Origin of the sequence: Yinghuangia seranimata (assembly GCF_029953285.1) — a bacterium.
Taxonomy (GTDB): Bacteria; Actinomycetota; Actinomycetes; order Streptomycetales; family Streptomycetaceae; genus Yinghuangia; species Yinghuangia seranimata.
On the sequence record NZ_JASAOI010000019.1, the window covers coordinates 139289 to 164396 of the forward strand.

At 69.6% G+C, this 25108-nt stretch carries 18 protein-coding genes and 1 tRNA gene; 2 read left to right on the forward strand and 17 right to left on the reverse strand.

Annotated elements, in window-relative coordinates:
- Nucleotides 1–279: 279 nt before the first annotated feature.
- The 4 genes from QI554_RS13520 to QI554_RS13535 form a co-directional block, all read right to left on the reverse strand.
- Nucleotides 280–1071 (reverse strand): restriction endonuclease subunit S, encoded by a 792-nt coding sequence (locus QI554_RS13520; RefSeq protein WP_281469687.1) that lies wholly within the window; start codon nt 1069–1071, stop codon nt 280–282.
- On the reverse strand, nt 1061–2503 hold the full coding sequence (locus QI554_RS13525; protein ID WP_281469689.1) for a type I restriction-modification system subunit M: 1443 nt from the start codon (nt 2501–2503) through the stop codon (nt 1061–1063). Before QI554_RS13525 ends, QI554_RS13520 begins: the two co-directional genes overlap by 11 nt.
- Nucleotides 2500–4953, reverse strand: coding sequence for an EcoAI/FtnUII family type I restriction enzme subunit R (gene hsdR / locus QI554_RS13530; RefSeq protein WP_281469690.1), 2454 nt, complete (start codon nt 4951–4953; stop codon nt 2500–2502). Before hsdR ends, QI554_RS13525 begins: the two co-directional genes overlap by 4 nt.
- Nucleotides 4954–5068: 115 nt before the next feature.
- Nucleotides 5069–5428, reverse strand: coding sequence for an integrase core domain-containing protein (locus tag QI554_RS13535; protein ID WP_281469692.1), 360 nt, complete (start codon nt 5426–5428; stop codon nt 5069–5071).
- Between the two features lie 1011 nt (nt 5429–6439).
- On the opposite strand from QI554_RS13535, the gene QI554_RS13540 reads away from it, so the two are divergent.
- On the forward strand, nt 6440–7924 hold the full coding sequence (locus tag QI554_RS13540) for a tyrosine-type recombinase/integrase (protein ID WP_281469694.1): 1485 nt from the start codon (nt 6440–6442) through the stop codon (nt 7922–7924).
- Nucleotides 7925–8024: 100 nt separating this feature from the next.
- Here QI554_RS13540 and QI554_RS13545 read toward each other — a convergent pair.
- The 12 genes from QI554_RS13545 to QI554_RS13600 form a co-directional block, all read right to left on the reverse strand.
- Nucleotides 8025–8098: transfer RNA gene (locus QI554_RS13545), tRNA-Pro, on the reverse strand.
- Between the two features lie 98 nt (nt 8099–8196).
- Nucleotides 8197–10119 carry an ABC transporter ATP-binding protein gene (locus QI554_RS13550; RefSeq protein WP_425527968.1) on the reverse strand — a complete coding sequence of 641 codons (1923 nt, stop codon included), beginning with the start codon at nt 10117–10119 and terminating at the stop codon, nt 8197–8199.
- On the reverse strand, nt 10116–11849 hold the full coding sequence (locus QI554_RS13555; RefSeq protein WP_281469695.1) for an ABC transporter ATP-binding protein: 1734 nt from the start codon (nt 11847–11849) through the stop codon (nt 10116–10118). The genes QI554_RS13550 and QI554_RS13555 overlap by 4 nt, the downstream gene beginning before the upstream one ends.
- 222 nt (nt 11850–12071) lie before the next feature.
- The gene (locus QI554_RS13560; RefSeq protein WP_281469697.1) at nt 12072–13172 is read right to left on the reverse strand and encodes an alcohol dehydrogenase catalytic domain-containing protein; all 1101 of its coding nucleotides are present in this window, start codon (nt 13170–13172) and stop codon (nt 12072–12074) included.
- On the reverse strand, nt 13172–15703 hold the full coding sequence (locus tag QI554_RS13565; RefSeq protein ID WP_281469895.1) for an acetate--CoA ligase family protein: 2532 nt from the start codon (nt 15701–15703) through the stop codon (nt 13172–13174). Before QI554_RS13565 ends, QI554_RS13560 begins: the two co-directional genes overlap by 1 nt.
- A 47-nt stretch (nt 15704–15750) precedes the next feature.
- On the reverse strand, nt 15751–16329 hold the full coding sequence (locus tag QI554_RS13570) for a DUF7700 domain-containing protein (protein ID WP_281469699.1): 579 nt from the start codon (nt 16327–16329) through the stop codon (nt 15751–15753).
- Between the two features lie 9 nt (nt 16330–16338).
- The gene (locus tag QI554_RS13575; RefSeq protein ID WP_281469701.1) at nt 16339–17241 is read right to left on the reverse strand and encodes an amidohydrolase family protein; all 903 of its coding nucleotides are present in this window, start codon (nt 17239–17241) and stop codon (nt 16339–16341) included.
- Nucleotides 17228–18610 (reverse strand): phenylacetate--CoA ligase family protein, encoded by a 1383-nt coding sequence (locus QI554_RS13580; RefSeq protein WP_281469703.1) that lies wholly within the window; start codon nt 18608–18610, stop codon nt 17228–17230. The genes QI554_RS13575 and QI554_RS13580 overlap by 14 nt, the downstream gene beginning before the upstream one ends.
- Nucleotides 18611–18612: 2 nt before the next feature.
- Nucleotides 18613–19731, reverse strand: a complete 1119-nt coding sequence (locus QI554_RS13585) for an amidohydrolase family protein (protein WP_281469705.1) — start codon at nt 19729–19731, stop codon at nt 18613–18615.
- Nucleotides 19728–20906, reverse strand: a complete 1179-nt coding sequence (locus QI554_RS13590) for an amidohydrolase family protein (RefSeq protein WP_281469707.1) — start codon at nt 20904–20906, stop codon at nt 19728–19730. Before QI554_RS13590 ends, QI554_RS13585 begins: the two co-directional genes overlap by 4 nt.
- Before the next feature lie 68 nt (nt 20907–20974).
- The gene (locus QI554_RS13595; protein WP_281469709.1) at nt 20975–21397 is read right to left on the reverse strand and encodes a Zn-ribbon domain-containing OB-fold protein; all 423 of its coding nucleotides are present in this window, start codon (nt 21395–21397) and stop codon (nt 20975–20977) included.
- Entirely contained in the window at nt 21394–22572 is a 1179-nt protein-coding gene (locus QI554_RS13600) for a thiolase C-terminal domain-containing protein (RefSeq protein WP_281469711.1), read from the reverse strand. Before QI554_RS13600 ends, QI554_RS13595 begins: the two co-directional genes overlap by 4 nt.
- A 210-nt stretch (nt 22573–22782) precedes the next feature.
- Here QI554_RS13600 and QI554_RS13605 point away from each other — a divergent pair, with 210 nt between their 5' ends.
- Nucleotides 22783–23469 (forward strand): NADPH-dependent FMN reductase, encoded by a 687-nt coding sequence (locus QI554_RS13605; RefSeq protein ID WP_281469713.1) that lies wholly within the window; start codon nt 22783–22785, stop codon nt 23467–23469.
- A 1-nt stretch (nt 23470) separates the two neighbouring features.
- On the opposite strand, the gene QI554_RS13610 is transcribed toward QI554_RS13605, so the two are convergent.
- On the reverse strand, nt 23471–24943 hold the full coding sequence (locus tag QI554_RS13610) for an aldehyde dehydrogenase family protein (protein WP_281469715.1): 1473 nt from the start codon (nt 24941–24943) through the stop codon (nt 23471–23473).
- Nucleotides 24944–25108: the final 165 nt, after the last annotated feature.

The window sequence follows — 25108 nt, forward strand, 5'->3', positions numbered from 1 at the left end:
GCAATCGGCACCGCGTTCTACACCGCGACCTGTGCTCCATCAATCAGGTCGATGGTGGTTACGAGTGGCTGGCGACAGCATCTCGTTCGAGTCCATGTCGTTGGAACTGGGCATCGTGGGAGGAAGGTTCACTTCGCCCATTCGTAGGCTCCTGACCGCTTCAAAGAAGTCGTGTCAGGCGCTCGCGTACTGAGCAAAACATCCATCGCCCTGGAATTTACGACCCAGGGCGACAGGCGCGCAACAAATATCTGCTTTCATCATCCCGGCGCTCGAACCTCACGCAATGAGAAGAGAAAGCTGATCCAGCAAAGCAAAGGCCTCATCCAGGCGCTCGGCGATACGCCCCTGCTCAGGCAGCGGTGCCAACGGAACGGCCAACGCTTTGACCTGCTTGCCATTGATTCCAATATTTCCCGCGGTTGTCGCCGCAACATCCTCAATCTGCCTTCGAACAAACTGGGAGTTGATTACATGTCGCAAATAGGCATGCGACACGATGATTGCCCGAAGGCAGATAAGCTTGTCTGGATGCAGAATCGAATCATTCACCTCGGCGGGAACCTGGGACACCCTGCCGACATAGCGCAAGTTGCCGTTGAAACGACAAGCCAGAAGGTCGCCGGGACGAACCAGGTAAGGACTAGCTTGCTCCTCGGGCAACTCGGCGAACTTGTGGTCAGAAAGGTTGACAACGCCGTCGCGCCGAGACGTTGCGGCACTGATCCGAAGCAGTGGGTAGCCCTCACCCACATCGTTCGGCTTAGCCGACGTTCCGTTCCGACAGTGAGCCAAGATGTCGCCGAGGGGGACCAGTCGCCACGAATCAGGCAAAGCGAAATTTCCGTCCGACTCTAGCGCACGCACCCCGCCCTTTAGCCCCCGAGCTTCCTTCTCCGAGGCGATTCGCGCAAGCAAGCGGTCGACGGACTCACTCTCCGGTTCCGACTCTACAAGGTGCCCTGTCAGAGCAAGCTCAACGACAGCATCTCGAATCCTCTCAATACCGCCGGGAATACGCGCCAACTCATCCAAGCTGTCGACCATGAGTCGGAGCTCATCAAGATCCATAGCTGTTCAATGCCTGATTCAGTAGGTGTCGGATGGCATCAATCGTCCGCGCCGCCTCGCGCTGTTTGTGGCGATAATCGGCAAGCAGCTCCGCAAGGCTTTCGTTCTTGCCCAGAGTGGCATTCGGGTTCTTTACGTCAAGATTAAAATTGCGTTCACGGATTTCGTCGACACTAACATGCCACGATCTCTCCGACTCGCTGCGCGCCCCCCACCATGCGCGTTCCGCGTCAAACTCCTCGGACTGCATGGGTTTGCCCTTGTTGTAGCTCTTTAGACCCTCGGGAAGAGGGTGTTCATAGAACCAAACTTCCTTCGTGGGCTCACCCTTGCTGAAGAAGAGTAGGTTAGTGGCAATGTTCGTATATGGAGCGAAGGCGCTGCTTGGCACGCGAACGACGGTATGTAGATTGCATTCCTCGAGCAATTGCTGCTTGATGCGAGTCTTAACACCCTCGCCGAACAGCGTTCCGTGGGGAAGGACGAGGCCTGCGCGCCCTCCCGGCTTGAGCAGCCGCATGATAAGGACAAGAAAGAGATCAGCCGTCTCGCGAGTACGAAATTTCTGTGGGAAGTTCTGCTCGACCCCTGGCTCCTCGACGCCACCGAAAGGCGGGTTGGTGACGATCACGTCTACGCGGTCGGCCGGACCATAGTCACGGAGCGGGCGGGTCAGGGTATTGGCGCGGCGAATGGCGGTCGGCGCGTCGATGCCATGCAGGATCATGTTGGTGAGGCAGAGCAGGTGCGGCAGCTGCTTCTTCTCGATGCCCCGCAACGAGGCCTGCAGGAGCGCTTCGTCGTCGGGCGTCTTCACCTGACTCCGCAGATGGTCGATGGTGTTGGCAAGGAAGCCGCCGGTGCCGCAGGCCGGGTCCAACACCACCTCCCCGAGCCGGGGATTCACCATCTCCACGATGAACTGCGTCAGCGCCCTCGGCGTGTAGTACTCACCGGCGTTGCCAGCGCTCTGGAGGTCCTTGAGCAGCTTCTCGTAGAGGTCGTTGAACTGGTGCCGGTCGGCCCGGACAGTGAAGTCGATCGAGTTGATCTTGTTGATCACCTGGCGCAGCAGCGTGCCGCTCTTCATGTAGTTGTACGAGTCCTCGAACGCCTCGCGCACGATCAGAGTCCGCGGGTTGCTGTCGCCACTCAGCTTGCGCAGCGCTGGGAAGAGGTCGTTGTTGACGAAGTCGTTGAGGTCATCACCGGTCAGGCCTTCTTCGTCGCCCGCCCAGGCCCGCCACTGGTACTGCGCTGGGATCGCAGGAGTGTAGCCGTCGGTCATCAGCTCCAGCTCCTGCTCGGTGTCGTCCAGGATCTTGAGGAAGATCATCCAGACGAGCTGGCTGAGCCGCTGCGCATCGCCGTCCACACCCTGGTCTTGCCGCATGACGTCTTGGATGGACTTGATGAGCGTGGACGAAATCACTGCGCCTCCTGGTACAACTGCTCCTCAAGGTCATGCACGGCCTTGAAATAGGTCTCGCGGGTTCCGAAGGCTCGTATGAGCTCCACGGGGCCGCCCATCGAACGGAAAGGCTCCACCCGCAACACCCCGATGTCCTCCAACGAACGCACGCCGGACTCGACGTATTTTTCGAGCAGTGCCTCCAACACGGCGCGCATCTGGCCCTGGTACTTGCCAAGGTAGCCGTTCGCGCGGACTGCTTCGGCCCGCTGCCGTCGCTCGATCGGCTGACGTTCATAGGCAATATGTAGGGCCATGTCGAATGGGTCAAGCGCTAGGCCTGACTGCTCCACCAGGTCCTCCAGCGGTATGCCGGCGTCCACCAGCTCGTCGAGTAGAGCCGTTCGCTGATCCCCAGCCGACCAGGCGCTCACGAAGGCCTCCGCGGTCGGGTACCGCTCCAGCAGGCGGCTGCGGACGAACTCCTTGAGGCTGGAGGTGAGGGGTTTACCGTCAGTCCCGAGCATCTGCACCTGTTCGCCGATGATCGTCACCGCCTGGCCGCTGACCACGATCCGCTTGCGACGGACGTTGCGCGCTCCGGGCCGTTCGACCCACTGCTCCGGGCCTTCGTTGTCCTCGCCTTCGCCCACGGTCTCGTCGACGTCGTCCAGCCCTTCGACGGCATCCTTCATGTCGCCGTCGGGCGGCAGCTCGTAGACCTTGACCGGGTCGCCGTCGAAGCCCTCGTCGGCAAACAGCTTGGTGACGTTCTTAAAGTCCATGATCACGAAGAACCACTTGTCGTAGTCCGTCCGTACCCGGGTACCGCGGCCGATCATCTGCTTGAAGTCGGTCATGCTCTCGACTCGGTTGTTGAGCACGATGAGCTTGCAGGTCTGGGCGTCCACGCCGGTCGCCAGCAGCTTGCTGGTGGTGGCGATCACGGGGTAGGGCATCTCAGGATCAATGAAGTTGTCGAGTTCCTGCTTGCCCTGCTGGTCGTCGCCGGTGATCTGCATGACGTAGCGCGAGTCCTTACGGACCTCATCGGCGTTGAGGTTGGCCAATATCCGGCGCATGCGGTTGGCGTGCGGGATGTCCTGGCAGAAGACGATCACCTTGCCGTAGCGATCCGTGCTCTTCAGGTACTCGGTGATCCGCTCGGCAACCCGCTTGTCGCGCTCCGGGAAGACGATCGAGTCATCGATGTCCTCGCCGGTGTAGTGCCGGTCGGGGATCAAGTTGCCTGCGTCGTCACGCTGCCCCTCCTCAGGGCGCCAGCCGAAGGTGTCGACGTCAAGCGCCGTGCGGATGACCTTGTACGGGGCCAGGAAGCCGTCGTCGATGCCCTGCTTCAGGGAGTAGGTGTAGAGCGGGTCGCCGAAGTAGTCGATGTTGCTGACTGTCTTCGTCTCCTTGGGCGTGGCCGTCATGCCGAGCTGGATGGCCGAGTCGAAGTGCTCCAGGATGCCGCGCCAGGCGCTGTCCTCCCGGGCGCTGCCCCGGTGGCACTCGTCGACGATGATCAGGTCGAAGAAGTCGGGGGAGAACTGCTTGTAGACGTTGTCGATCTCCTCGGTACCGGTCACCGCCTGGTATAGGGAGAGGTACAGCTCGAAGCTCTTGTCAACGACCTTGCTGCCCGCGCGGTCCGGGTCGTCGGCGGTCGCCACCTTGGAGATGGTGCCGCGCGAAGCACTGAGCTTGGCCATGCGCCCCTTGAACATGGCGAAGTCGTTCATCATGGTCTGGTCGATCAGGATGTTGCGGTCGGCCAGGAAAAGTACGCGGGCCTGGCCCTTGTCCTGGTTGATCGTCCGGAAGGACTCCATGAACCGCCAGATAATCTGCGCGGCGGTGTATGTCTTACCCGTCCCCGTGGCCATGACCAGCAACAGCCGACGCTGCCCCTTGGCGATCGCTTCGAGCGTCCGGTTGATCGCGATGCGTTGGTAGTAGCGCGGCCGGCGTCCCGACCCGTCGTCATGGAACTGACCTGCGATCACCGGCTCGTCAGCGTCCTCGATGCCCTTCCACTGCTTGTACAGCTGGTAGAGGGCTTCGGGAGAGGGGAACTGCTCCAGCGGGATCTCGACCTCGATCTCTGGCCGGATGCCGGTGCGGTCGTGCCACACGAACGAGTCACCATTGCTGGTGAAGACCGAGGGTACGTCGAGCTGCTCGGCGTACTCGATTGCTTGTTGCATCCCGTCGCCCGGCTCGTGGTTGTTGTCCTTGGCCTCGACCACGGCGATCGGGAGGTTGGGACGCCACTCAAGCAGATAGTCGACCTTCTTGGGCTTCTTGCGCACACCCTTCTTGCCGACCACCTGGATGCGTCCAGCTGAGAAGTAGTAGTACTCCTCGCGGAGCGACGTCAGGGGCCAGCCGGCGGCACTCAGGGCGGGCGTGATGTACCGGGTACGGATCTCCGTCTCGGTCAGCTGGGACTTGCCTGAATCGCTCACGGGGGAATTGTAAGGACCACCACTGACAGTCACGAGGTACACGACTCCCCCGAGTAGCGATTGACAAGCGGGCCGTCGGTTACCCTGTGGGTGCCGAAAACCTCATCCGCGCAGGTCAGGCCACATGTCGGTATTCGTGGATGGTGCCGCCGAGTCGGTCGTTCCGGCGTATCCGCAGCCGCGCCAGTTCGTCGGGATCGGTGATCGGCTCGGGCAGTGCGCGTAGCGGCGCAGCCTGCTGAAGTGTGCGGTGCGGCCGGTGCTGGTTGTAGTGCTGTTCGAACTGGCGTAGTGCGTGGAGCAGGTGGCGTTGGTTCCAGATCAGGGTGCGGTCGAGGAGTTCGTGGCGGCAGGTGCGGACCCAGCGCTCCATGACGGCGTTCATCCGGGGTGTGCGCACGGCGGTCAGGACGGTGCGGATGCCGGCGTCGGCGAGGATCTCATCGAAAAGCGCACCCACCTTAGGCGTGGACATGCGGGAACGCCTGCCGACGCGCATGGCCGGCGCGGCGTGCGCCCGTGCCAAGATTCGCCGCTGTCGAATCTTCAAGTTCAACTTGGCGTGCTCCTACCGCGTCCGCGAGGACACACCCGGGCTGGAGGTCCTCGCTGATCCGGCGGCCACCGCCACGCCGCGCAAACGCCCCACGACCCTGCCCCCGCTCCGACCGGCTCGCCGTACGCTGTAGGGGCCGACAATTCCGTCCGTGCAGGTCAAGCGGCATGTGAGTGATGGTGCAGCCGGGTCGGTGGTGTCTGCGGTTGTCCGTCCCCGGCATCGCGGCCGCGGCCGCGGCCGTCGACGATCACGACGCCCTGGCGGCTGAGATCCCGCAGCGCCTACCTCGCGCGCGAACGACACGGAAGCCGGCTCGTCGCTGGCGTCGGGAGCAAGTTGACCGCGACGCGCGGGTCGATCACTTGGCCTTGTACGCACCACACCCCCGCCCTACCACTGCCAGAGCGGGGGAATTCGCTCCAGTACGCCACCCTTTCGATTGATAGACGCGGGGTTGCGGAGGGCTAACCTGAAGTCACGAGAAATCGTAGGTGACTGTGGGAGCTGCGCCCGGACCGACATAGAGTCGGTTGCCCCCGGCCATACCGGAGATGACGGACAACTCGGGCCTGGGACTCGACCCTGAGGAGGGTCGAGTTCTTCGTTTTCCCGGCGCATGACGACGTATCGGAGTGTGGGTGGAACCCTCCGGCGTTTGCGGTGTGCGTGGCTCGGGTGTCGTTTTCGGTCCGCGAATCCTCCGTATAGGAGTGAACGGTCTCTCTGCCGCGGTCCGGTCATGTGTCCGTGGCGGCCCGACGCGTCGTTCCGGTCATCGTGTTCGGGCTCCGAACCGGGCGGCGTGGGCGACGACTTGACCGGGGTGCGGTGGAGAGCGTCCATCGACGTCGTCCGGCCCCGGAACCGCACACGCGACTGCCGTGCGGGGATGGGGCGACCCCGACACGCAGGGAGGAACCAGCCCCGATGGCCTGGTCCGAGAAACACGGACGCACCTGGCGGGTGCGCTACCCCGCCGGCGACGGCACCCTCGCCTCGGAGAGCGGCTTCGCCGACCGCGACGCCGCCGAGGAACGCGTCACCCAACTCAACGCCCACCCCACCGCTTCCGGTACCGCCGGTTCCAACACGGAACCCACGGCCGACCCCGTCCCGGCACCACCCGCACAGCCCCACACTACGCCCACAGCGGGGCGAGCCGACACGCCAGCCGAGCACGCCCCGGCCCCCGCGATCGGGGAACCCGCCGGTGAAGCGGCCCACAGCGGCACGGTGTTCGGTGACTGGGTCGCCGTGTGGCGGACCACGCTGGACGTCGGCGAGGAGACCCGCGGCATGTACGAGAGCCTGCTGCGCAACCACCTCCTGCCGCGGTGGGGTGAGCTCGAGCTCGCGGGCATCACCCGTTCCGCGGTCCGCGCGTGGAAGATCTCCCTCGATGTGCGATATGCCCCGGCGACGGTCGCGCATATCGGCAAGCTGTTGTCGATGATCCTCACGGACGCCGTCGACGAAGGACTCATTGGCGCCAACCCCGCCTCGGCGCGGCGCCGGGGGCGTCGGCCGCGGGTGCGAAGGGCCGGGCCAGTGTGGGCCGAACCGGGGGAGGTCCTCGCCATCGCCGAACGGATCCGGGAACTCGCCGGGTCCAATGCGTATGTGATGGTGCTGACCGCCGCGTACACCGGGATGCGATGGGGTGAGACCACCGGACTGCGGTGGACCGCCATCGACACGGCCCGCGAGGTTGTCACCGTCCAGCCCGAGGGGTCGCTGCACGAGATCGGCGGCCGGGTCTTCCTCGGCCCCCCGAAGACCGCGGAATCCGCACGCGAGATCCCCATCCCGCCATTCCTCGCCGCATTGTTGGCGGCCGAACGGCAGCACGCGGCACGCGGGTTGAAGACCACCCATCCGGACGGCACCGAACGCATCGTGGACGGGGCGGTGTTCACCAGCCCCGACGGCGGGTGGTGGCGCCGGTCCACGTTCTCGCGGCGGTACTGGCGGCCAGCCGTCAACGGCGACCCGCGCCGCGGGTGGGGGCCGGTCAAGCCCGGGCTGACGTTCCACGGGCTGCGGCACTCGCACAACACCTGGATGATCGACGAGGGATGCGACGACGTGGTGCGCGCGCGGCGCCTCGGGCACCACGTCCCCGACAAGATCCAGGACGTCTACGGCCACGTCGCCGACCGCGTCAACCGACGCCTCGTCAAAGCCCTCGAAAAGCGCTGGCGGAAAACCTGGTCCCGGGCACACCCCGGCGACCCTGTTCCCTGGGCAACCGCCGCGCCGGGCACCATTCCGAAGATGAAGAACAAGAAGAAGAAAGCACCGGTGAAAACCGCAGCCGGGGAAAACTGCGGAATCCCGGCCCGGACCGACGACCCCCGCGCGGAGTCGCCAAGGGGTCGGGAGAGGCGTCAGCGCAGGTCGAAGGCAGCTTGACATCGCGGTGGGAGCGGGGATCGCTCCCAAGCGGCTCCCACAACGCAGACAGGCCCATGATCACCAAAAGTGATCATGGGCCTGACCTGCATAAGCACCGTCGGGACGACAGGATTTGAACCTGCGACCCCTTGACCCCCAGTCAAGTGCGCTACCAAGCTGCGCCACGTCCCGGTACTGACTGCTCGGCTGGCCGAGCACGGAAACCATACCGCACTTGGGGGGTGGCTTCGCCACTTGGTTGTTGTGGGGGGCGAGGGGTCGGGGGTGGGTCAGTCGACCTCGGCGGGGGCTGCGGCGAACTGGGATTCGTAGAGGCGGGCGTAGGCGCCGGCGGCGGCGAGGAGGGTGGTGTGGGTGCCCTGCTCGACGATGGCGCCGTTCTCCATCACGAGGATGGTGTCCGCGTCGCGGATGGTGGAGAGGCGGTGGGCGATCACGAAGGCGGTGCGGCCGTCGCGGAGGCGGGCCATCGCGCGTTGGATGAGGACTTCGGTGCGGGTGTCGACGGAGCTGGTGGCCTCGTCGAGGACGAGGATGGTCGGCTCGGCGAGGAAGGCCCGGGCGATGGTGATCAGCTGCTTCTCGCCGGCGCTGATGCCGGTGCCCTCGTCGTCGACGACGGTGTCGTAGCCGTCGGGGAGGGTCCGGATGAAGCGGTCGGCGTGGGCGGCCTTGGCGGCGGCGCAGATCTCGTCGCGGGTGGCGCCGGTGGCGCCGTAGGCGATGTTGTCGGCGATGGTTCCGCCGAAGAGCCAGGTGTCCTGGAGGACCATGCCGACGGCGGAGCGGAGTTCCTCGCGGGACATGGCGGCGGTGTCGACGCCGTCGAGGGTGATGCGGCCGCCGGTGACCTCGTAGAACCGCATCAGGAGGTTGACCAGGGTGGTCTTGCCTGCGCCGGTGGGGCCGACGATGGCCACGGTCTCGCCCGGGGCGACGGTCAGGGAGAGGTCGGTGATGAGGGGCTTGTCGGGGGTGTAGGAGAAGGCGACGTTCTCGAAGGAGACGCGGCCGAGCAGGGAGGACGGGCGGGCCGGCGGGTTCGGGTCCGGGGCCTGTTCGGGGGCGTCGAGGAGCTCGAAGACGCGTTCGGCGGACGCGACGCCCGACTGGATCAGGTTGGACATGCTCGCGGCCTGCGTCAGCGGCTGGCTGAACTGCCGTGAGTACTGGACGAAGGCCTGGACGTCGCCGATGGAGAGGGTGCCGGAGGAGACCCGGAGACCGCCGATGACGGCGACCAGGACGTAGTTGAGGTTGCCGATGAACATCATCGCCGGCTGCATGAGCCCCGAGGCGAACTGCGCCTTGAAGGAGGCCGCGTACAGCCGGTCGTTCTCGGCGCGGAACGTCTCGGCGGACTCCGCCTGACGGCCGAACACCTTCACCAGCGCGTGCCCGGTGTACATCTCCTCGATGTGCGCGTTCAGCTTGCCGGTGCTGCGCCACTGGGCGATGAACTGCGGCTGCGCGGTCTTGCCGATGCGCGCCGCGACGATCACGGAGACCGGCACGGTGACGAGCGCCACGAGGGCGAGCAGCCACGAGATCCAGAACATCATCCCGAGGACGCCGACGATCGTGAGCAGCGAGAACAGCAGCTGGCTCATGGTCTGCTGCAGCGTCTGGCCGAGGTTGTCGATGTCGTTGGTGACGCGGCTGAGCACCTCGCCGCGCGGCTGCTTGTCGAAGTACGACAGGGGCAGCCGCCCGATCTTCTCCTCGACGTCCGTGCGGAGCCGCTTGACGGCGCGCTGCAGGACGGCGTTGGCGACGCGCGACTGGATGATGCTGAGCACGCCGGACAGCACGTAGACGGCGACCGCCCAGCCGAGGATGACGCCGACCTCGTCGAAGTCGACGCCGTTCGGCCCGAACGCGCCGCGGAAGATCTTGTCGGTGGCCTCGCCGAGGATTTTCGGACCCGTGACGGAGAGTGCCACCGCGAACACCGCGAGCACGAAGATCCCGTAGACGAGCGTCTTGTCCGGTTCGAGGAGCTTCAGCAAGCGGCGCGAGGACGCCTTGAAGTCGAGCGACTTCTCGGCGGGCTGCCCGCCCATGAACCGTCCCGGTCCGGCCATCGGCTGCGGCCCGCGGCGGGGCGCGGCCGGGGCGGCGGCGGGTTTCTCGGTGCTGACGGGAGCTCCGTCGGCGGGCGCGGGCGCGCCGTTGCGTTCGGCCGTGCTCATGCCGCCTCCTCCTCGGTGAGCTGCGACAGCACGATCTCCCGGTACGTCGGATTGCCGGCCATCAGTTCGGTGTGCGTGCCGTCCCCGACGACCTCGCCCTCGTCGAGGACGATGATCCGGTCGGCGTCGCGGATGGTGTTGACGCGCTGCGCGACGATGATCACCGTGGCGTCCTCGGTCTCGCGGCGCAGCGTCGCCCGCAGCCGGGCGTCGGTGGCGTAGTCGAGTGCGGAGAACGAGTCGTCGAAGAGGTAGACCTCGGGTCGGCGGACGAGCGCGCGGGCGATCGCGAGGCGCTGCCGCTGGCCGCCGGAGACGTTGGTGCCGCCCTGCGAGATGGGCGCGTCGAGCCCCTCGGGCATGGCCTCGACGAAGGACCGGGCCTGTGCGACGTCCAGCGCCTGCCACAGGTCCTCGTCGGTGGCCTCGGGGTTGCCGTACCGCAGGTTGCTCGCGATGGTGCCGGAGAAGAGGTACGGCTTCTGCGGCACGAGCGCGACGCTGCGGGCGAGCAGGGCGGGGTCCAGGTCGCGGACGTCGACCCCGTTGACCAGCACGCTTCCGTCGCTGACGTCGGACAGCCGCGGCAGGAGCGTCATCAGCGTGGTCTTGCCGCTGCCGGTGGACCCGATGACGGCGGTGGTCTGCCCGGGCCGCGCGGTGAAGGTGATGCCGCGCAGCACGGCCGCCTCGGCGCCGGGGTAGCGGAACTCGACGTCGCGCAGTTCGACGAAGCCGCGCCGGTCCACGGAGGTGACGGGCTGGAGCGGCGGCGCGAGGGTGCTCCCGGTGTCGAGCACCTCCTGGATGCGCTCGGCGCAGACCTCGGCGCGCGGCACCATCATGAACATGAAGGTCGCCATCATCACCGACATGAGGATCTGCATCAGGTAGCTGAGGAACGCGGTCAGCGAGCCGATCTGCATGGAGTGGTCGTCGATGCGGTGCGCGCCGAACCACATGACCGCCACGCTGGAGAGGCTGACCACGGTCATGACCAGCGGGAACATCAGCGCCATGATGCGGCCGACGCGCCACGACACGTCGGTCAGCTCGTCGTTGGCGACGGCGAAGCGCTCGCGCTCGTGGTCGTCCTTGACGAAGGCGCGGATGACGCGCAGGCCCGAGATCTGCTCGCGGAGGATGCGGTTGACGGTGTCGAGGTCGTCCTGGAGGCGCCGGAAGAGCGGGCGGAGCCGGGACACGATGACGCCGACGATGACGCCCAGCGTCGGGACGATGCCGATGAGCAGGTACGAGAGCTGGACGTCCTGGTTGAGCGCGAGGATGATCCCGCCGACGCACATGATCGGCGCGGACACCATCAGGGTGAACGTCATGAGCACCAGCATCTGGACCTGCTGGATGTCGTTGGTGGTGCGCGTGATCAGCGAGGGCGCGCCGAACTGGCCGACCTCACGGGCGGAGAACGACTGCACGCGGTCGAAGACGGACGCGCGGACGTCGCGTCCGAGCGCCATGGCGGTCCGCGCGCCGAAGTAGACGGCGCCGATCGAGCACGCGATCTGCAGGACGGAGACGCCGAGCATGACCCCGCCGGTACGCAGGATGTAGCCGTTGTCCTCCCTGACCACACCCTTGTCGATGATGTCGGCGTTGAGGGTGGGCAGATACAAGGTCGCCGAGGTCTGGATGAGCTGGAGGATCACCAGCAGCACGATGTCTCGGCGATAGGGCCTCAAGTGGGCCCGGATGAGTTTGATCAGCAACGCGGTCTCTCTCGCAGCTCCGGATCCGGGGCACGCCGAAGCGCACCCGGCGGGCGAACATACATGTAATCACCACGCAGCGGCCCCCGTCACCGCAATTTCGCGGCCTTCCGGGGGCGCGGGGAACGCCGCAGGTCAGGGCCTACGGGACCTCCGCAGGTGAGGGCCTACGGAGCCCCGGGTCAGGGCGTACGGCCCCCGGGCCAGGCCCCGCGGAGCCGCTCAGAACCGCACGACCGCGCGCGCCAGCCGCCCGGCCCGCAGGTCGTCGAAGGCGTCGTTGATGCCGTCCAGCGGCACCATCGCGGTGATCAGCCGGGCCAGGTCGAGGCGCCCGGCGGCGGCCAGCTCGATGAGCCGCGGCAGGTCGCGCGCGGGCAGTCCGCCGCCGCCGGCACAGCCCTTGAGGGTGCGGTTGAAGAAGAGGTGCTGCGGGAGCAGGCTGATCGGCTCGTTCGGCGGGCTGCCGACCATGACGGTGGTGCCGCCGTCGCGGGTGGCGGCGAAGGCGTCCGCGAGGACGCCGGGGTGGCCGGTGGCGTCGAACGCGTAGTCGACGCCGCCGTCGGTGATCGCGGCGACCCGTTCGGCCAGCGGCGCGGCGCCGTCGGCGAGGAGGACGTCGGTGGCGCCGAAGCCGGTCGCGAGCTCCAGTTTGCCCGGATTCACGTCCGCGACGACGATCCGCGCCGCCCCCGCGAGCACCGCCCCCTGGAGCACGTTGAGCCCCACCCCGCCCGCGCCCACGACCAGCACCGTCGCGCCCGGCTCGACCGCGGCCGTGTTGAGCACCGCGCCGACGCCGGTGATGACGCCGCACGCGAGCAGGCACGCGTGCTCCAGCGGCAGCGCGTCCGGCACGGGGACGAGCATCTCCTCGTTCACGACGGCGTACTCGGCGAACGAGCCGATGCCGATGAACGGGTACGCCGGCGCGCCGTCCACCCGCAACCGGGTCGTGCCGTCCCGCATGCGGCCCAGCCGGCTGCGCCGGATCGGGCTGCGGCACGCGGACTGCGCGCCGCGCCGGCACGGCTCGCAGCGCCCGCAGCTGCCCGTCATCGCGACGATGACGCGGTCGCCGGGCGCGGCCATCGTCACGCCGGGGCCCACCTCTTCGACGATGCCGGCGCTCTCGTGCCCGAGGATCGCCGGGAGTTCGCGGACGACGGGGCTCTTGCCGTCGATCGCCTTCAGGTCCGACCCGCAGATCCCGGACGCGACGACACGCACCATCACCTCGCCGGGCCCCGGTTCGGCGATCTCGACGTCGTCGCGGACGGCGAGCGGGGCGTGGAAATCGGACAGGACTGCGGCGCGCATCAGGGCTCCGGGTCGTCGAACGGACGGGTGTAGGGCGGCGGTTCACGATCGTGGCGGCGCACGGTTCCAAGCCTTCGGCTCGAACATCCGGTTGTCGCCCGCATATCGATATCAGCGATCGGTGTCGCGCGCGCGACGGCGTGCAGGCGCTGCACGGCGGCGATCGCGGTGGCGGCCTCGTCGAAGTCCCTGAACAGCGGTACGCCCGCGGCCCCGCACGCCGCCGCGACCCGCTCGGCGTCGTCAGGTGGGGCGCAGGCCAGGTTGCGCGCGACAAGGCCGATCCGGGCTCCGTTCGCGGGCAACGCACCCAGCGAGCCGAGGAGTTCGAGCAACGGGGCGACGCCCCCGTCGCCATAGCCGTAGAAGGACTGGACGTTGACGTGCAACAGCGCGTCCGCGTACGCGGTCTGCGCGAGTACGGGCTTGAGGACGCGGGCGAACGCGTCCGGCCCGGTCGCCGGCCCGAGCGGGATCTCGACCGGGTTGGCCAACGACGTCCCGGCCCCGAAGCCGCGGGCCCGCAACGGCGCCGCGGCCCGCTCGGGCAGCGGCCGCACGGCCAGCCCGGCGCGGTCGCACGCGTCGGCGGCGAGCACGGACGCGCCGCCGCCGGGCCCGACGACCAGGACCCCGCTGCGCGGTGCGGCGGCCGCGTCGAACGCCGCCTCCGGGTGGCGCTGGAACACGGCCAGCACCGCGAGGAAGTCCTCCAGCGTCCGCACGACGGTCAGCCCGGAAGCCGCGCTGAGGGCCTCCCACATGCGCTCGCCCCCGGCGAGCGCCCCTGTGTGCGAGGCGACCGCGCGGGCGCCTTGGCGGCTGAGCCCGCCGACCAGGGCGACGACGGGCTTGCCCGCGGCGGTCGCGCGCAGCACCGCACGTGCGAGGCGCTCGCCGTCGGCACCGACGCCCTCCAGGTACATGCCGATCACCCGGGTCGCGGGGTCGCCGGCGAAGTGCTCGACGAGCTCGCCCGCGCCGACGTCGACGGCGTTGCCGATGGTGACCAGGGCCGAGAAGCGCAGACCGCGCCGGGTGCCAGCACCGGCGATGTCGCCCGCCAGTCCGCCGCTTTGCGACACGACGCCGATGGTTCCGGGCTCGGTGGGAACCCCGAGCTGGAACGTCTGGCCGCCGGACGGGGCGTACACGCCCAGGCAGTTCGGCCCGAGCAGCCGGACTCCCGCGGCCCGGGCGGCGGCCAAGAGGTCCTGCTCCAAACGGTCTTCGCCGGCCTCGCCGAACCCCCCGCTGACGACGTGCACGAACCTCGCGTGCTGTCCGGCCCCGGCGACCAACTGCGGTGTGGCGGCGGCCGGTACGGCGACCAGCAGGTAGTCGGCGCCGCCGGGGATGTCCGCGACGGACGCGACGGCCGGCACGCCGTCGACCTCGCGCGCCGACCTGTGCACGGCGTACAGGCCCTCGGTCCGACCGAAGGCCCGGTAGGCGGCGAGGAAGCGGTTGCCGAACGTGGTCTTGCCCGTCGACGCCCCGGCGACCGCGACCGTGCGGGGCGCGAACAGCGGCCCGAAATCGGTCGGTTCGGCCTCCGCGTCGGACCGGGCCGACGGCCGCAGTACCAGGCGGGCGTCCACCGCCACCGCGCCGTCTTTCCCGACGATGACCGGATTGCACTCGAACTCGTCGAGCTCCAGGCCCGGGTACGCGGCGGCCACCGCCTCCGGCACCCGGTCCACCGCGGCCAACAACTCCGCGAGCGCGTCCAGATCGGCCGGATCGGTACCGCGTGCACCGCGCAGCGCGTCGAGCCCGGGCAACGCGGCGATCAGCGAAGCCGTCCCATCGGGTCCACCGAGCGGGTGCAGCCGAACGACCACCTGATCGAGCGTCTCCGCCAGCACCCCACCATGCCCGAGCAACACCGCCGGCCCGAACGGCCCACGCACCACCCCGACGATGAGCTCGGCCCCCGCCGCCTCCTGCTCCTCGACCAGCCAGCCCCCGGGCTCCAACCCGGCCGCCGCCACCCGCGCGGCCATCTCCCTGGCGGCGGTCACCAGCCCCCCGGCCCCCAGCCCGAGCCGCACCGCGCCGACGTCACTCTTGTGCACCAGCCCCGACCCGTAAGCCTTGAGCACCAACGGCCCCCGCAGCCCCCGAGCCGCCCCGACCAGCCCCCCGAGCCCGTCGTCGCCCCCGACAATCGGCACAACACTCCCCCGAGGCACCCGCACCCCGAGCCCGGCGAGGAGCCCTTTGACCTCGTGCTCAGGCACAACCACCCGACCCCTCGACGGACCGCCCGCCCCGACGAGAGCAACTGTCGCCGACGAGCCCGGCCCCGGGGACGTGGACCCGTTCGTACGCGAGGGAGGACGCCAGGTGGACGCCGCTGCGAGATCACCGCGAGCGGGCGACCCATCGCGCCGGTCGGACCCGTCTGCGGGCGCAGCTTCTGGAAGACCGCCGTCGCGGGCGTCACGCGCGGCGCCGAGTGCAGCCTTGCCGTCGAGCTCGGTGCGGTCGGCGTGACCGTCTACGTCGCCGGGCGCACCGCACCCCATATGTGGGGCCGCCGCCGTCGTCGCGGAATCTCTCTCGTCCTCGCCGCTCACCGTCGGGCCGCCCTGCGGTAGGCCGAGCGGGCTGCTACTGCCAGGGCCTGGGCTTCTGTCAGGGCCGGTTCCAGCACGGCTGCGTCGAGGTGGGGGACGAGGTGTTCGCCGCCGGCCTTCGTCAGCATGTGGGGGAGGCGGTCGCGGAGTCTGGTGAAGGCCCAGTCGAGCATGTCGCCGCCCGCGGTGACGTCGAAGGGGACGACGTTGTTGACGACGCTGCCTTCGGGGCCGGGGCGGTGGTTGTAGTGGTAGTGGGGCTCGGAGTCGAACAGGTCGAAACGCAGGTACTCGTGGCCGTCGTCCGCGCCGTATACGTGGACCGAGACGCCCTCGTCGAAGAAGCCGCCGGGAGGGGACTTCTCCTCCAGTTCGGCCAGGTGGGCCGCGTTGCCGGCGTAGGTCGTGCGCAGGGCGGCCGGGTCGACGTCGCGGTATTCGACGCCGATCCACAGCGCACCGGCGTCCAGGACGCGGGTGTTCTCGGGCACCGGCGGCTGCGGTGGGATGCCGTACACCGCGCCCACCGTGGGCCCCGTCTCGATGTGCCCGGTCCGGGGGAAGTCCGCTCTCATGCTGGTCTCCTAGGGTGTCCTGCCAAGCCGGGTGAACACCTCCCGGGCGGTTCCGCCGAGCAGCCGCGCGCGGGTGTCGTCGCGCAACTCGAGCGCCGCGATCTGGTCGAGGGCGGCGGCGTGGGCGACCGTGGGGAAGTTGGTGCCGAACAGCACCTTGCGCCGCCCGGGTCCGGCCAGGAACCGGTGGACCGACGGGTGCCAGTGCCGGGGCGGGTAGGCGCCGGTGCCGAGGTAGACGTTCGGGAACTTGAGCGCGAGCGCGACGGCCTCGTCGACCCACGGCCAACCGGTGTGCGACAGCACGAACCTGACGCCGGGAAAGTACAGCGCGGGGCGGTCGATGCCGATGGGGTGCCCGCATTCGCTGGCCATGAGCCCGCCGGACGTGCCGGCCTGCATGGCGATCGGCACGTCGAGGTCGGCGCACAGCGCGTACCACGGGTAGTAGTCGGCGTGGTCGAAGCGCCGGTCCCAGCTGTGCGTGTGGAGATACATGCCGACGACGGTCGGGTCGGTCTCCAGGCGCTCCCGGGCGGTCCGCACCCCGGCGAAGCCGCGCGCCGGGTCGACGACCAACAGGGCGCCGAAGCGCCCCGGGTGATGCTTGGTCAGCTCGTCGTACTCGTGCCACCGGAACGCGAAGTGGTCGTAGTCGCGCGGGTCCACCGCCGCGTGCGCCGACAGGTCGCCGGCCGGGACGAGGACGGTGTCGACGCCCAGCGCGTCCATCCGCGCGACCATGCCCTCGGGCGTGCAGAACGCCTCGTCGGGCCCGCGTCGGACGCGGACGTTGACGCCCGTGGCGGCGATCGCCTCGTCCCACAAGGCCTGCCGGTCGGGCAGGAAGGCGTTGCACAGGTAGTCGACCACCGGGCCGCGCTCACCGGCGGCACGCTCAACGCTCGTCACGGAACCTCTTGAGTTTGGGCGAGACGTCGACCCCGGTCCACGCGTCGAGCGTTCCCGGGGCCGCGATCTCGACGCGGATGCGGACGCCGAAGCGGTCCCGCAAGGTCTGCCCGACGGTAGCGGCGAGCCCGTCGGCCGCCGACCCGGCCCCCTCCGCGACGACGTGCACGACCAGCTCGTCCCGGTTGCCCTCCCGTATCGCGCGTACGAAGTAGTCGGGTGTCGTGCCGGGCACCGAGGTGGCGACCTCGCCGACCACCTCGGGCCACAGGTTGACGCCGCGCAGCTTGACCATGTTGTCGCCGCGCCCGGCGAAGGGCCCGATCTTGCGCAACCAGGAGCCGCACGCGCACTGGTGACGGGGCATCACGTAGGAGAGGTCCATGATGTTGTAGCGGAACTGCGCGCTGCCGGTCTTGTAGAGCTCGGTGACCACCAGCGCGCCGGTCTCGCCGTCCGGCAGCCGCTCCCCCGTCTCGGGGTCGACGGCCTGGACGACGAACGCGTCCTCGAAGACGTGCAGCCCGTCCCGCGCCTCGCACTCGACGGCGACGGTCTGCACCTCGTGGAAGCCGTACGTGGCGTAGCACGGCAGCCCGAAGGTCTCCTCCAGCAGCGCCGTGTCGCCGATGTTCGGAACGGCCTTCAGGGCGAGGTCGGTTCGCGGGTCGAGCCCCATCTCGCGCACGACCTCGGCGAGCCGCAGCACGTAGTCGCCGGTCGTCAGGATCGCCGTCGCCCCGTATTCCAGGGCGAGTTCGACCTGCCGCCGGCTGGAGGTGACGTTGCCGGTCGAGGCGGTGATCACGACGCAGTTGAGCCACTGGTACGCGGCCTCGTCGAAGGAGAACGCCCCGTTGTGCGTGCCGTACGACCACGAGTTGACGACGACGTCGCCCGGCCGCACGCCCTGCATGTACAGCTGCCGTGCCTCCAGGATCCCGCCGACGGCACGGTCCCACGCCGTGTAGAACGTGGGCCGTGACGCGCCGGTCGTCCCGCCGGACATGTACAGCCGCATCGGTTCGCGCGCCGCGTCGCCCGGCGGGACGCCCTGGTAGTCGCCGTACGGCGGGGCCGCCTCGATGCTGCGGCGGATGTCGTCGACGGTGTACGCCGGGGCCTTCCACAGGTCCTCCAGCGTCCGCAGGTCGCCGGGGGCGAATCCCGCGGCGTCCCAGCGGCGCCGGTGGAAGGGGATCCGGTAGGCCTGGTCGGCGCGGGCCCGCAGCCGGGCGAGCTGGACGCGCTCGATCTCGTCGGCGGACGCGAAGTAGGCGCCCTCGAAGTACTCCGGCGGCGGCGGGTAACGCCGCGCCGCCTCCTCGAAGTCGACCGCCTGGTGCGGCCGCCGGATCCCCTGGGACATCGTCAGACTCCGTACACCCGGGCCGCGTTGCCGGACAGGATGGCCTCGGCGTCGGCGGCGTCGAGGCCGCGGGTCAGCTCGTCGGCGATCTTGCGGGTGTTCGGCCACAGGCACACGCTGTGCGGGTAGTCGGTGGAGAACATCGCCGCCTCGGCAAGGTAGGGGTACGCCCCCGACCGCACCAGGTCGAAGCCGACGCGGTCGTCGAGGACCGTGACGAACACCTGCTCCCCGAGGCACCCGCTGGGCGGCCGCGTCACGCTGAGGGTGCCCATGGAGTGCTGGTTCTCGAACTGCTCGTCGGCGGTCTGCGCCCAGAACGGCAGCCACCCGAAGTTGACCTCGCCGACCACGAGGCGCAGCCCGGGGTGCCGTTCGAAGACGCCGCCGAGCGCCATGTAGGTCAGCTGCCGGGTGGAGCTGAAGAAGCGGTGCACGGTACCGGCCGCGCTGAAGTTGTTGTCCGCGATGTTGTCCCAGTCGCTCTCCTGCGGCTTGCCGCCGAAGGTGCGGTGGTACGTGAGCGGCACGCCGTTGGCCGCGGCCGCCGCCCACAGGTCGGTGTAGTACGGGTCGTGGTACGGCCGCACCGGATTGCCGGGCAGGAACGCGGCCTTGGCGCCGGCGGCCAGCACGCGGTCGAGCTCGGTGGTGGCCGCGGCGATCCCGTCGTCGACGGGGAGCATGGGCAGGCCGACGATGCGGGCGGGGTCGGCGGCCTGGAACTCGTCGAGGATCCAGTCGTTGTAGGCGGCCATGCAGGCCTGGGCGAGTCCGCGGTCCGCGGCCTGGTAGGTGAAGACCGCGTTGGCCGGGTAGACGACGGAGACGTCGACGCCGTCGAGGTCCATGTCGGCGACGTGCGCGGCGCCGTCGTAGTTGCCGGGCAGGATGTCCTCGAACCGCATTCCGGAGGCGACGTGTTCGTCCTTCGCGCGGCCGGCCATCGCCTCGACGCCGTAGGTGCGCTTGGGCGGCTTGCCGTCGAAGCTCCAGCCGTCGCCGCCGTCGGTGCCGCGCATGATCCGCGGGGTGCGGTCCCGGTACTGGGCCGGCACCCGGTCGAAGACGTGCGGGGGTTCGTTGACGTGGCAGTCGGCGGAGATGATGCGCGGGCTCATGCGTTCTCACTCGCTTCGGCGAAGGACGTGGGCAGGTAGGAGTCCGGGAACCGGTAGAACGCCACGGGGTTGTCCCACAGGATCCTGCGCTTGCTCGCGTCCGAGAGGACGTCGGCGCCCTGGCCGAGGAACTCCTCGGTGGTGTGCGGGAACTTGGAGTCAGGGTGCGGGAAGTCGCTCTCGAAGAGGATCCGTTCGTCGCCCATCCAGCGCACGACGTCGGAGACGAACGGGTCCTCGCACTCGGTGGAGATCCAGCCGTTGCGCCTGAAGTAGGCGGTGGCGTTCATGGTGAGCTCGGGGAACTCCCGTTCGCCGGCCATCTCCAGCTGTTCGTCGATGCGGTGCAGCCAGCTGGGCAGCCAGCCGCAGCCGGCCTCCAGGTAGGCGACGCGCAGGCGCGGGAACCGTTCGAAGACGCCGTGCACGATCATCGAGGTGATGACGCCCATCGTCTCGAAGGGGTGGACGACGGTGTGCCATTCGGTGAACGTCTTGTACCGGTCGTGGCCGAACGACTGGCCCTTGAGGCCCATGAACTCGTGGGTGCCGAAGGCGACGTCGAGGTCCTGGAGGAGATCCCACAGCGGGTCGTAGTAGCGGTCGCCGAGGGTGCGGCCGTCGAACAGGTTCGGCCGGGCCCAGAAGCACCGGGTGCCGAGGTGTTCGTACGCGTACGCGACCTCCTCGACCGCGCGGCCGATGTCGACGAGCGGCACGGGCCCGGACACGTGCACGCGCCGGCCCGAGGTCTCACGCATCTCCTGGCCCCAGCGGTTGTAGGCGCGGGCCATCGCGGCCTGCAGTTCGGGGTCGATACCGTCGAACCACATGTCGTACTCGGGCCCGTAGACCACCGCGACGTCGATGCCGTCGCGGGCGAGCGCGGCGGCCACGCGGTCGCCGGTGAAGCCGTTGAGCAGGAGGTCGTCGCCGTAGATGCGGCGCATGTCGTCGGTCGTCCAGTTGATGGCCTCCTGGAAGCGGCCGTAGACGATCGTGTCGTGCTGCGTCCAGCGCCCGTCGACGGTGACGGGGTTGTACGTGTCGAACCCGGGGAACGGCTGGCGCCTGCCGAACCGTTGCGCGTGCTTCTTGTCGAGGAACCGCGTCCACAGGTCGCGCGGGTAGATCACGTGGGCGTCCGCGTCGAAGACCTTGAATCCGTTGCGCATCGCGAGACCTGCCTTGCCTCGGGGTGGGAGCGCTGCTCCGGGGATCCTGCCGCCGGTAGATAATTAAATCAAGCGGATGACTGAATAATGCTCCAGCGGAGGAGCGCCGCGGGTGCTCCTTCGCCGGTCAGGGGCACGAACTCGGCGGTGACCGGTGCACCGATCGCCAGCCGCGGGTCGTCGGGCGGACCGGCGTACGCGCCGGGCAGCAACAGGTCGGGCTGCTCGGCCGCGCGCACGCTGAGCACCGCGTACGGCGCCGGCACGTCCGGCAGGAACGCGTGCCGCGTCACGATCCAGCTGACGATCTCGCCCGTGCCGGACGCCGGTTCCCAGCGCCACGCGAGCGACCCGCACCCGTTGCACAGCGCCCGGGCCGGCCAGCGCCACAGCAGGCACCGCGAACACCGCTGGAACGCCAGGACGCCCGTCGCGAGGAGAGCCCACCACTCGGCCGAGTCCCGGTCCACGACCGGGCGCACGGGGCTCATCCGTCCCTCCGCAGCACCAGCGCCGACGACGTGCCGCCGACGTAGCCGGGCTGACCGGTCGTCAGTGCGACCTCGGCGCCCGGCACTTGCCGCTCCCCCGCGGTACCGCGCAGTTGTGTGACGGCCTCGGCGACGTGGTTCAGGCCGTGCACGTAGCCCTCCGACAGGTGGCCGCCGTGGGTGTTGACGGGAAGGCGCCCGCCGAGCGAGGCGTGGCCGTCGGCGTAGAAGCCGCCGGTCTCGCCGCGGGGGACGAGGCCGTAGTCCTCGAGCTGAAGGGGTACCAGGAACGTGAAGGCGTCGTACAGTTCGGCGACGTCGACGGTCTCGGGTCCGATGCCGGCCGCCGCGTACAGGCGCGGCGCCAGGTCGGCCGCGGCGCTGACGGTCGGGTCGGCGCGGCCGTTCGAGAACAGCGTGTGTCCGCCGCCGGTCGCGGCGCCGGACACGAGCACCGGCGTCTGCCGGAGGTCGCGGGCCCGCTCGGCGCCGGTGACGACGAGCGCGACGGCGGCGTCGGTCTCCAGGCAGCAGTCGTACAGCCGCAGCGGGTCGGCGATCAGGCGTGAGGACAGGTACTCGTCCATCGTGAGCGGCTTGCGCATCATGGCGCGGTCGTTGAGCGCCGCGTGCGCGCGCTGGGCGATCGCGACCCGGCCGAGGTCCTCGGCGGTCGCGCCGCGCGCGTGCCGCCAGGCGCGGTCGAGCATGGCGAACTGCTGTGGCGGCGTGGCGTATCCGTACGGCAGCTGGTACTGGAACTCCGGCGCGTCGGGCGCCGCGCGGCCGGTGCCGCCCATCCGGAACTCGGAGCGCGCGTTGACGGCCCGCCAGCACACGACGGTGTCCGCTATGCCGGACGCAACGGCGAGCGCGGCCTGGGCGACGACCTGGTGGGACGTCCCGCCGCCGCCGAACATGTCGAGGTGGAAGCGCAGGTCCCGGATCCCGAGCACGTGCGCGACGAGCACCGCCGACGCGGAGTCGCCGACCCGGTGGCACGCGACGCCGTCGACGTCCGAGTGCTCGAGTCCGGCGTCGTCGAGCGCCGCCCGGACGGCGCGCAGGGCGAGCGCGAGGGTGCTGACGCCGGAGTTCTTCGTGTACTCCGTCCAGCCGACCCCGGCGACCGCCGTGCGGTCCCGCAGCACGGCGCCCCCGCCCGATTGCGCCACGGCTTCCCCCCTGGTGTGCGGCCGTTCCCCCCGACCAGGAGGGAAGCCAAGCGCACCGAGGCGGCACAATCAAGTCAAACGACTGTGTGAGATTCTGCCGTGCCCGGGCCTCTGGAGGCGGCGTTCCGGGTAAGGCCGGCATGACGCGGCCGGGGCACGGGTACGCGCGGGGACCACGTTCATCCACGCGTCCGTCCCCGGAGGTCCGCCATGCCCGAGCCCGTCCCCCCGGCGCCCCCGACCCGTGTGCCCGGCGGCCGGGGGCTCAGCCTCCTCGTCCTGTCCGCGTCGGCGCGCAGCGGGTCGTGGAACCTGAAGCTCGCGCGCCTGGCCGCCCGCGCGGTCGAGGCCAACGGGGCCACCGTGGACTTCGCCACCACCGCCGACTTCGAGGTGCCCGCCTACGACGGCGACGCCGAGCAGGCCGACGGCGTACCGCCCGGCGCCGTGCGCTTCAAGGAGCGCCTGGAGAACGCGCAGGCCTTCGTCATCGTGGCGCCGGAGTACAACGCCTCGATGCCGGGCGGGCTCAAGAACCTGATCGACTGGACGTCCCGGTTCCGACCCCAGCCGTTCAACGAGCGCCAGGCGCTGGTCATGTCGGCCTCGCCCTCGATGGCCGGCGGCAACCGCGGGCTGTGGGCGCTGCGGATCCCGCTCGAACACCTGGGCGCGCGCGTCTACCCGGACATGTTCTCGCTCGCCCAGGCGCACACCTCGTTCTCCGACGACGGCGAGCTCGCCGACCCGCTGCTGCGGGAGCGCTTCGCGACGACGGTGTCGAACTTCCTCGACCTCGTCGAGGCCGCGACGCACTACGCGTGCGCGAAGACGGCCTGGGTCGAGTACCTCGGCGAACGGTCCGACCCCAGCTACGACCGCGTGCAGGTCGGCTGAGTCACGGGCCCAGCTCGATCATCACCGACTTCTCGCGGGTGTTCTCCAGCACCGAGTCGTGCCCGTAGCCGCTGTCGCCGACGCCGGCGAACGGCAGCCCGCCGCCGAGCCGACGATAGGTGTTGACCCAGACGAAGCCGGCGCGCAGGGCCGCGCTCATGCGGTGCGCGCGGGCCAGGTCGCGGGTCCACACGCCGGCGGCGAGGCCGTACGAGGTGTCGTTGGCGATCCGTACGGCCTCGGCCTCGTCGGCGAACGGCATGACGGTCGCGACCGGCCCGAACACCTCGTCGCGGCAGATCCGCAGGCCGTTGTCGGCGACGCGGAACAGCGTGGGCTCGACGAAGTAGCCGCCGGCGAGCGGCGATCCGTCCGGGAACAGGGCCGCGCCGTGCCGTCCGCCGAAGACGGTCTCGGCGCCCTCGGCGCGGGCGGCGTCGACGTAACCGGTGACGCGCGCGTACTGCTCGGCGGACACGATCGGGCCCATGGTGGTCGTGGGGTCCAGGGCGTCGCCGAGGACGATGCCGGCGACGGCGGAGCGCATGCGGTCCAGGAACGCGTCGAGGACGGCGTCCTGGACGAGGATGCGGCTGCCCGCGTAGCAGATCTGCCCGGCGTTTCCGGTGAACACGGCCGTGGTGGTGACACCGACCGCGGCGGCGTCCAGGTCGGCGTCGGCGAACACGATGTTCGGTGACTTGCCGCCGAGTTCGAGGGCCAGCGGCTTGAGGTGGTCGGCGGACGCGCGGGTGACCACCTGCCCGGTCGCCGTCGACCCGGTGAGGCTGACCCGGTCGACGCCCGCGTGCCGGACGAGCGGGTCGCCGGTCTCCTCGCCGAGGCCCGCGACGACGTTGAGGACGCCGGGCGGCAGGACGTCGGCGAGCAGTTCGCCGAGGCGCAGCGACGACGCCGACGCCTGCTCGGCGGGTTTGACGATCGCGGTGTTGCCGGCGGCGAGCGCGGCGCCCGCCTTGGCCGTGAAGGTCGGCAGTGGGGCGTTCCACGGGATGACGCCCAGCACGACGCCGTAGGGCTCGCGCCGGGTGAGGCCGAGGGTGGTGGGGCCGACCTGGGTGCTCATGCCGCGTACCGCCGCGTCGCACTCGCCGGCAAAAGCGCCCCACATATAGGCGGTGCCGGGGAGGTCGCCGCCCTGGACGTCGCGGATGATGCGGCCGTTGTCGCGGGCCTCGATCTCGGCGAGTTCGGCCGCGTTCTCGGCGACGACGCGGGCGACGTCGCGCAGGTACGCGGCACGGCGGGCGGGCGGCAGGGCGGACCACGCGGGGAACGCGGCCCGAGCGGCGGCGACGGCCGCCTCGGCGTCGGCGGACCGCGACCGCGGGATCCGCGCCCAGGCGGTGCCGGTGGAGGGGGCGACGGAGTCGAGCGTGCCGCCGTCTGCCGCGGGGACGATCTTGCCGTCGATCAGGTTGCCGAACTCGCGCGGCGGTTGTGCGGTGGTCATCGCCGGAACCTCGCCGTTCTGGAGGAGTCTGCCGGTACCCGGTTCTAGTGGTCCGGGCGCCGGGCCGCAAGCAGGATTCAAACAGTCGATTGATTTATCGGGTCGGGCCGCGCGGCGGGCGCCCCCGATGCCCCTTGTCTCTTGGTTGCATGCATGCAAGCATCC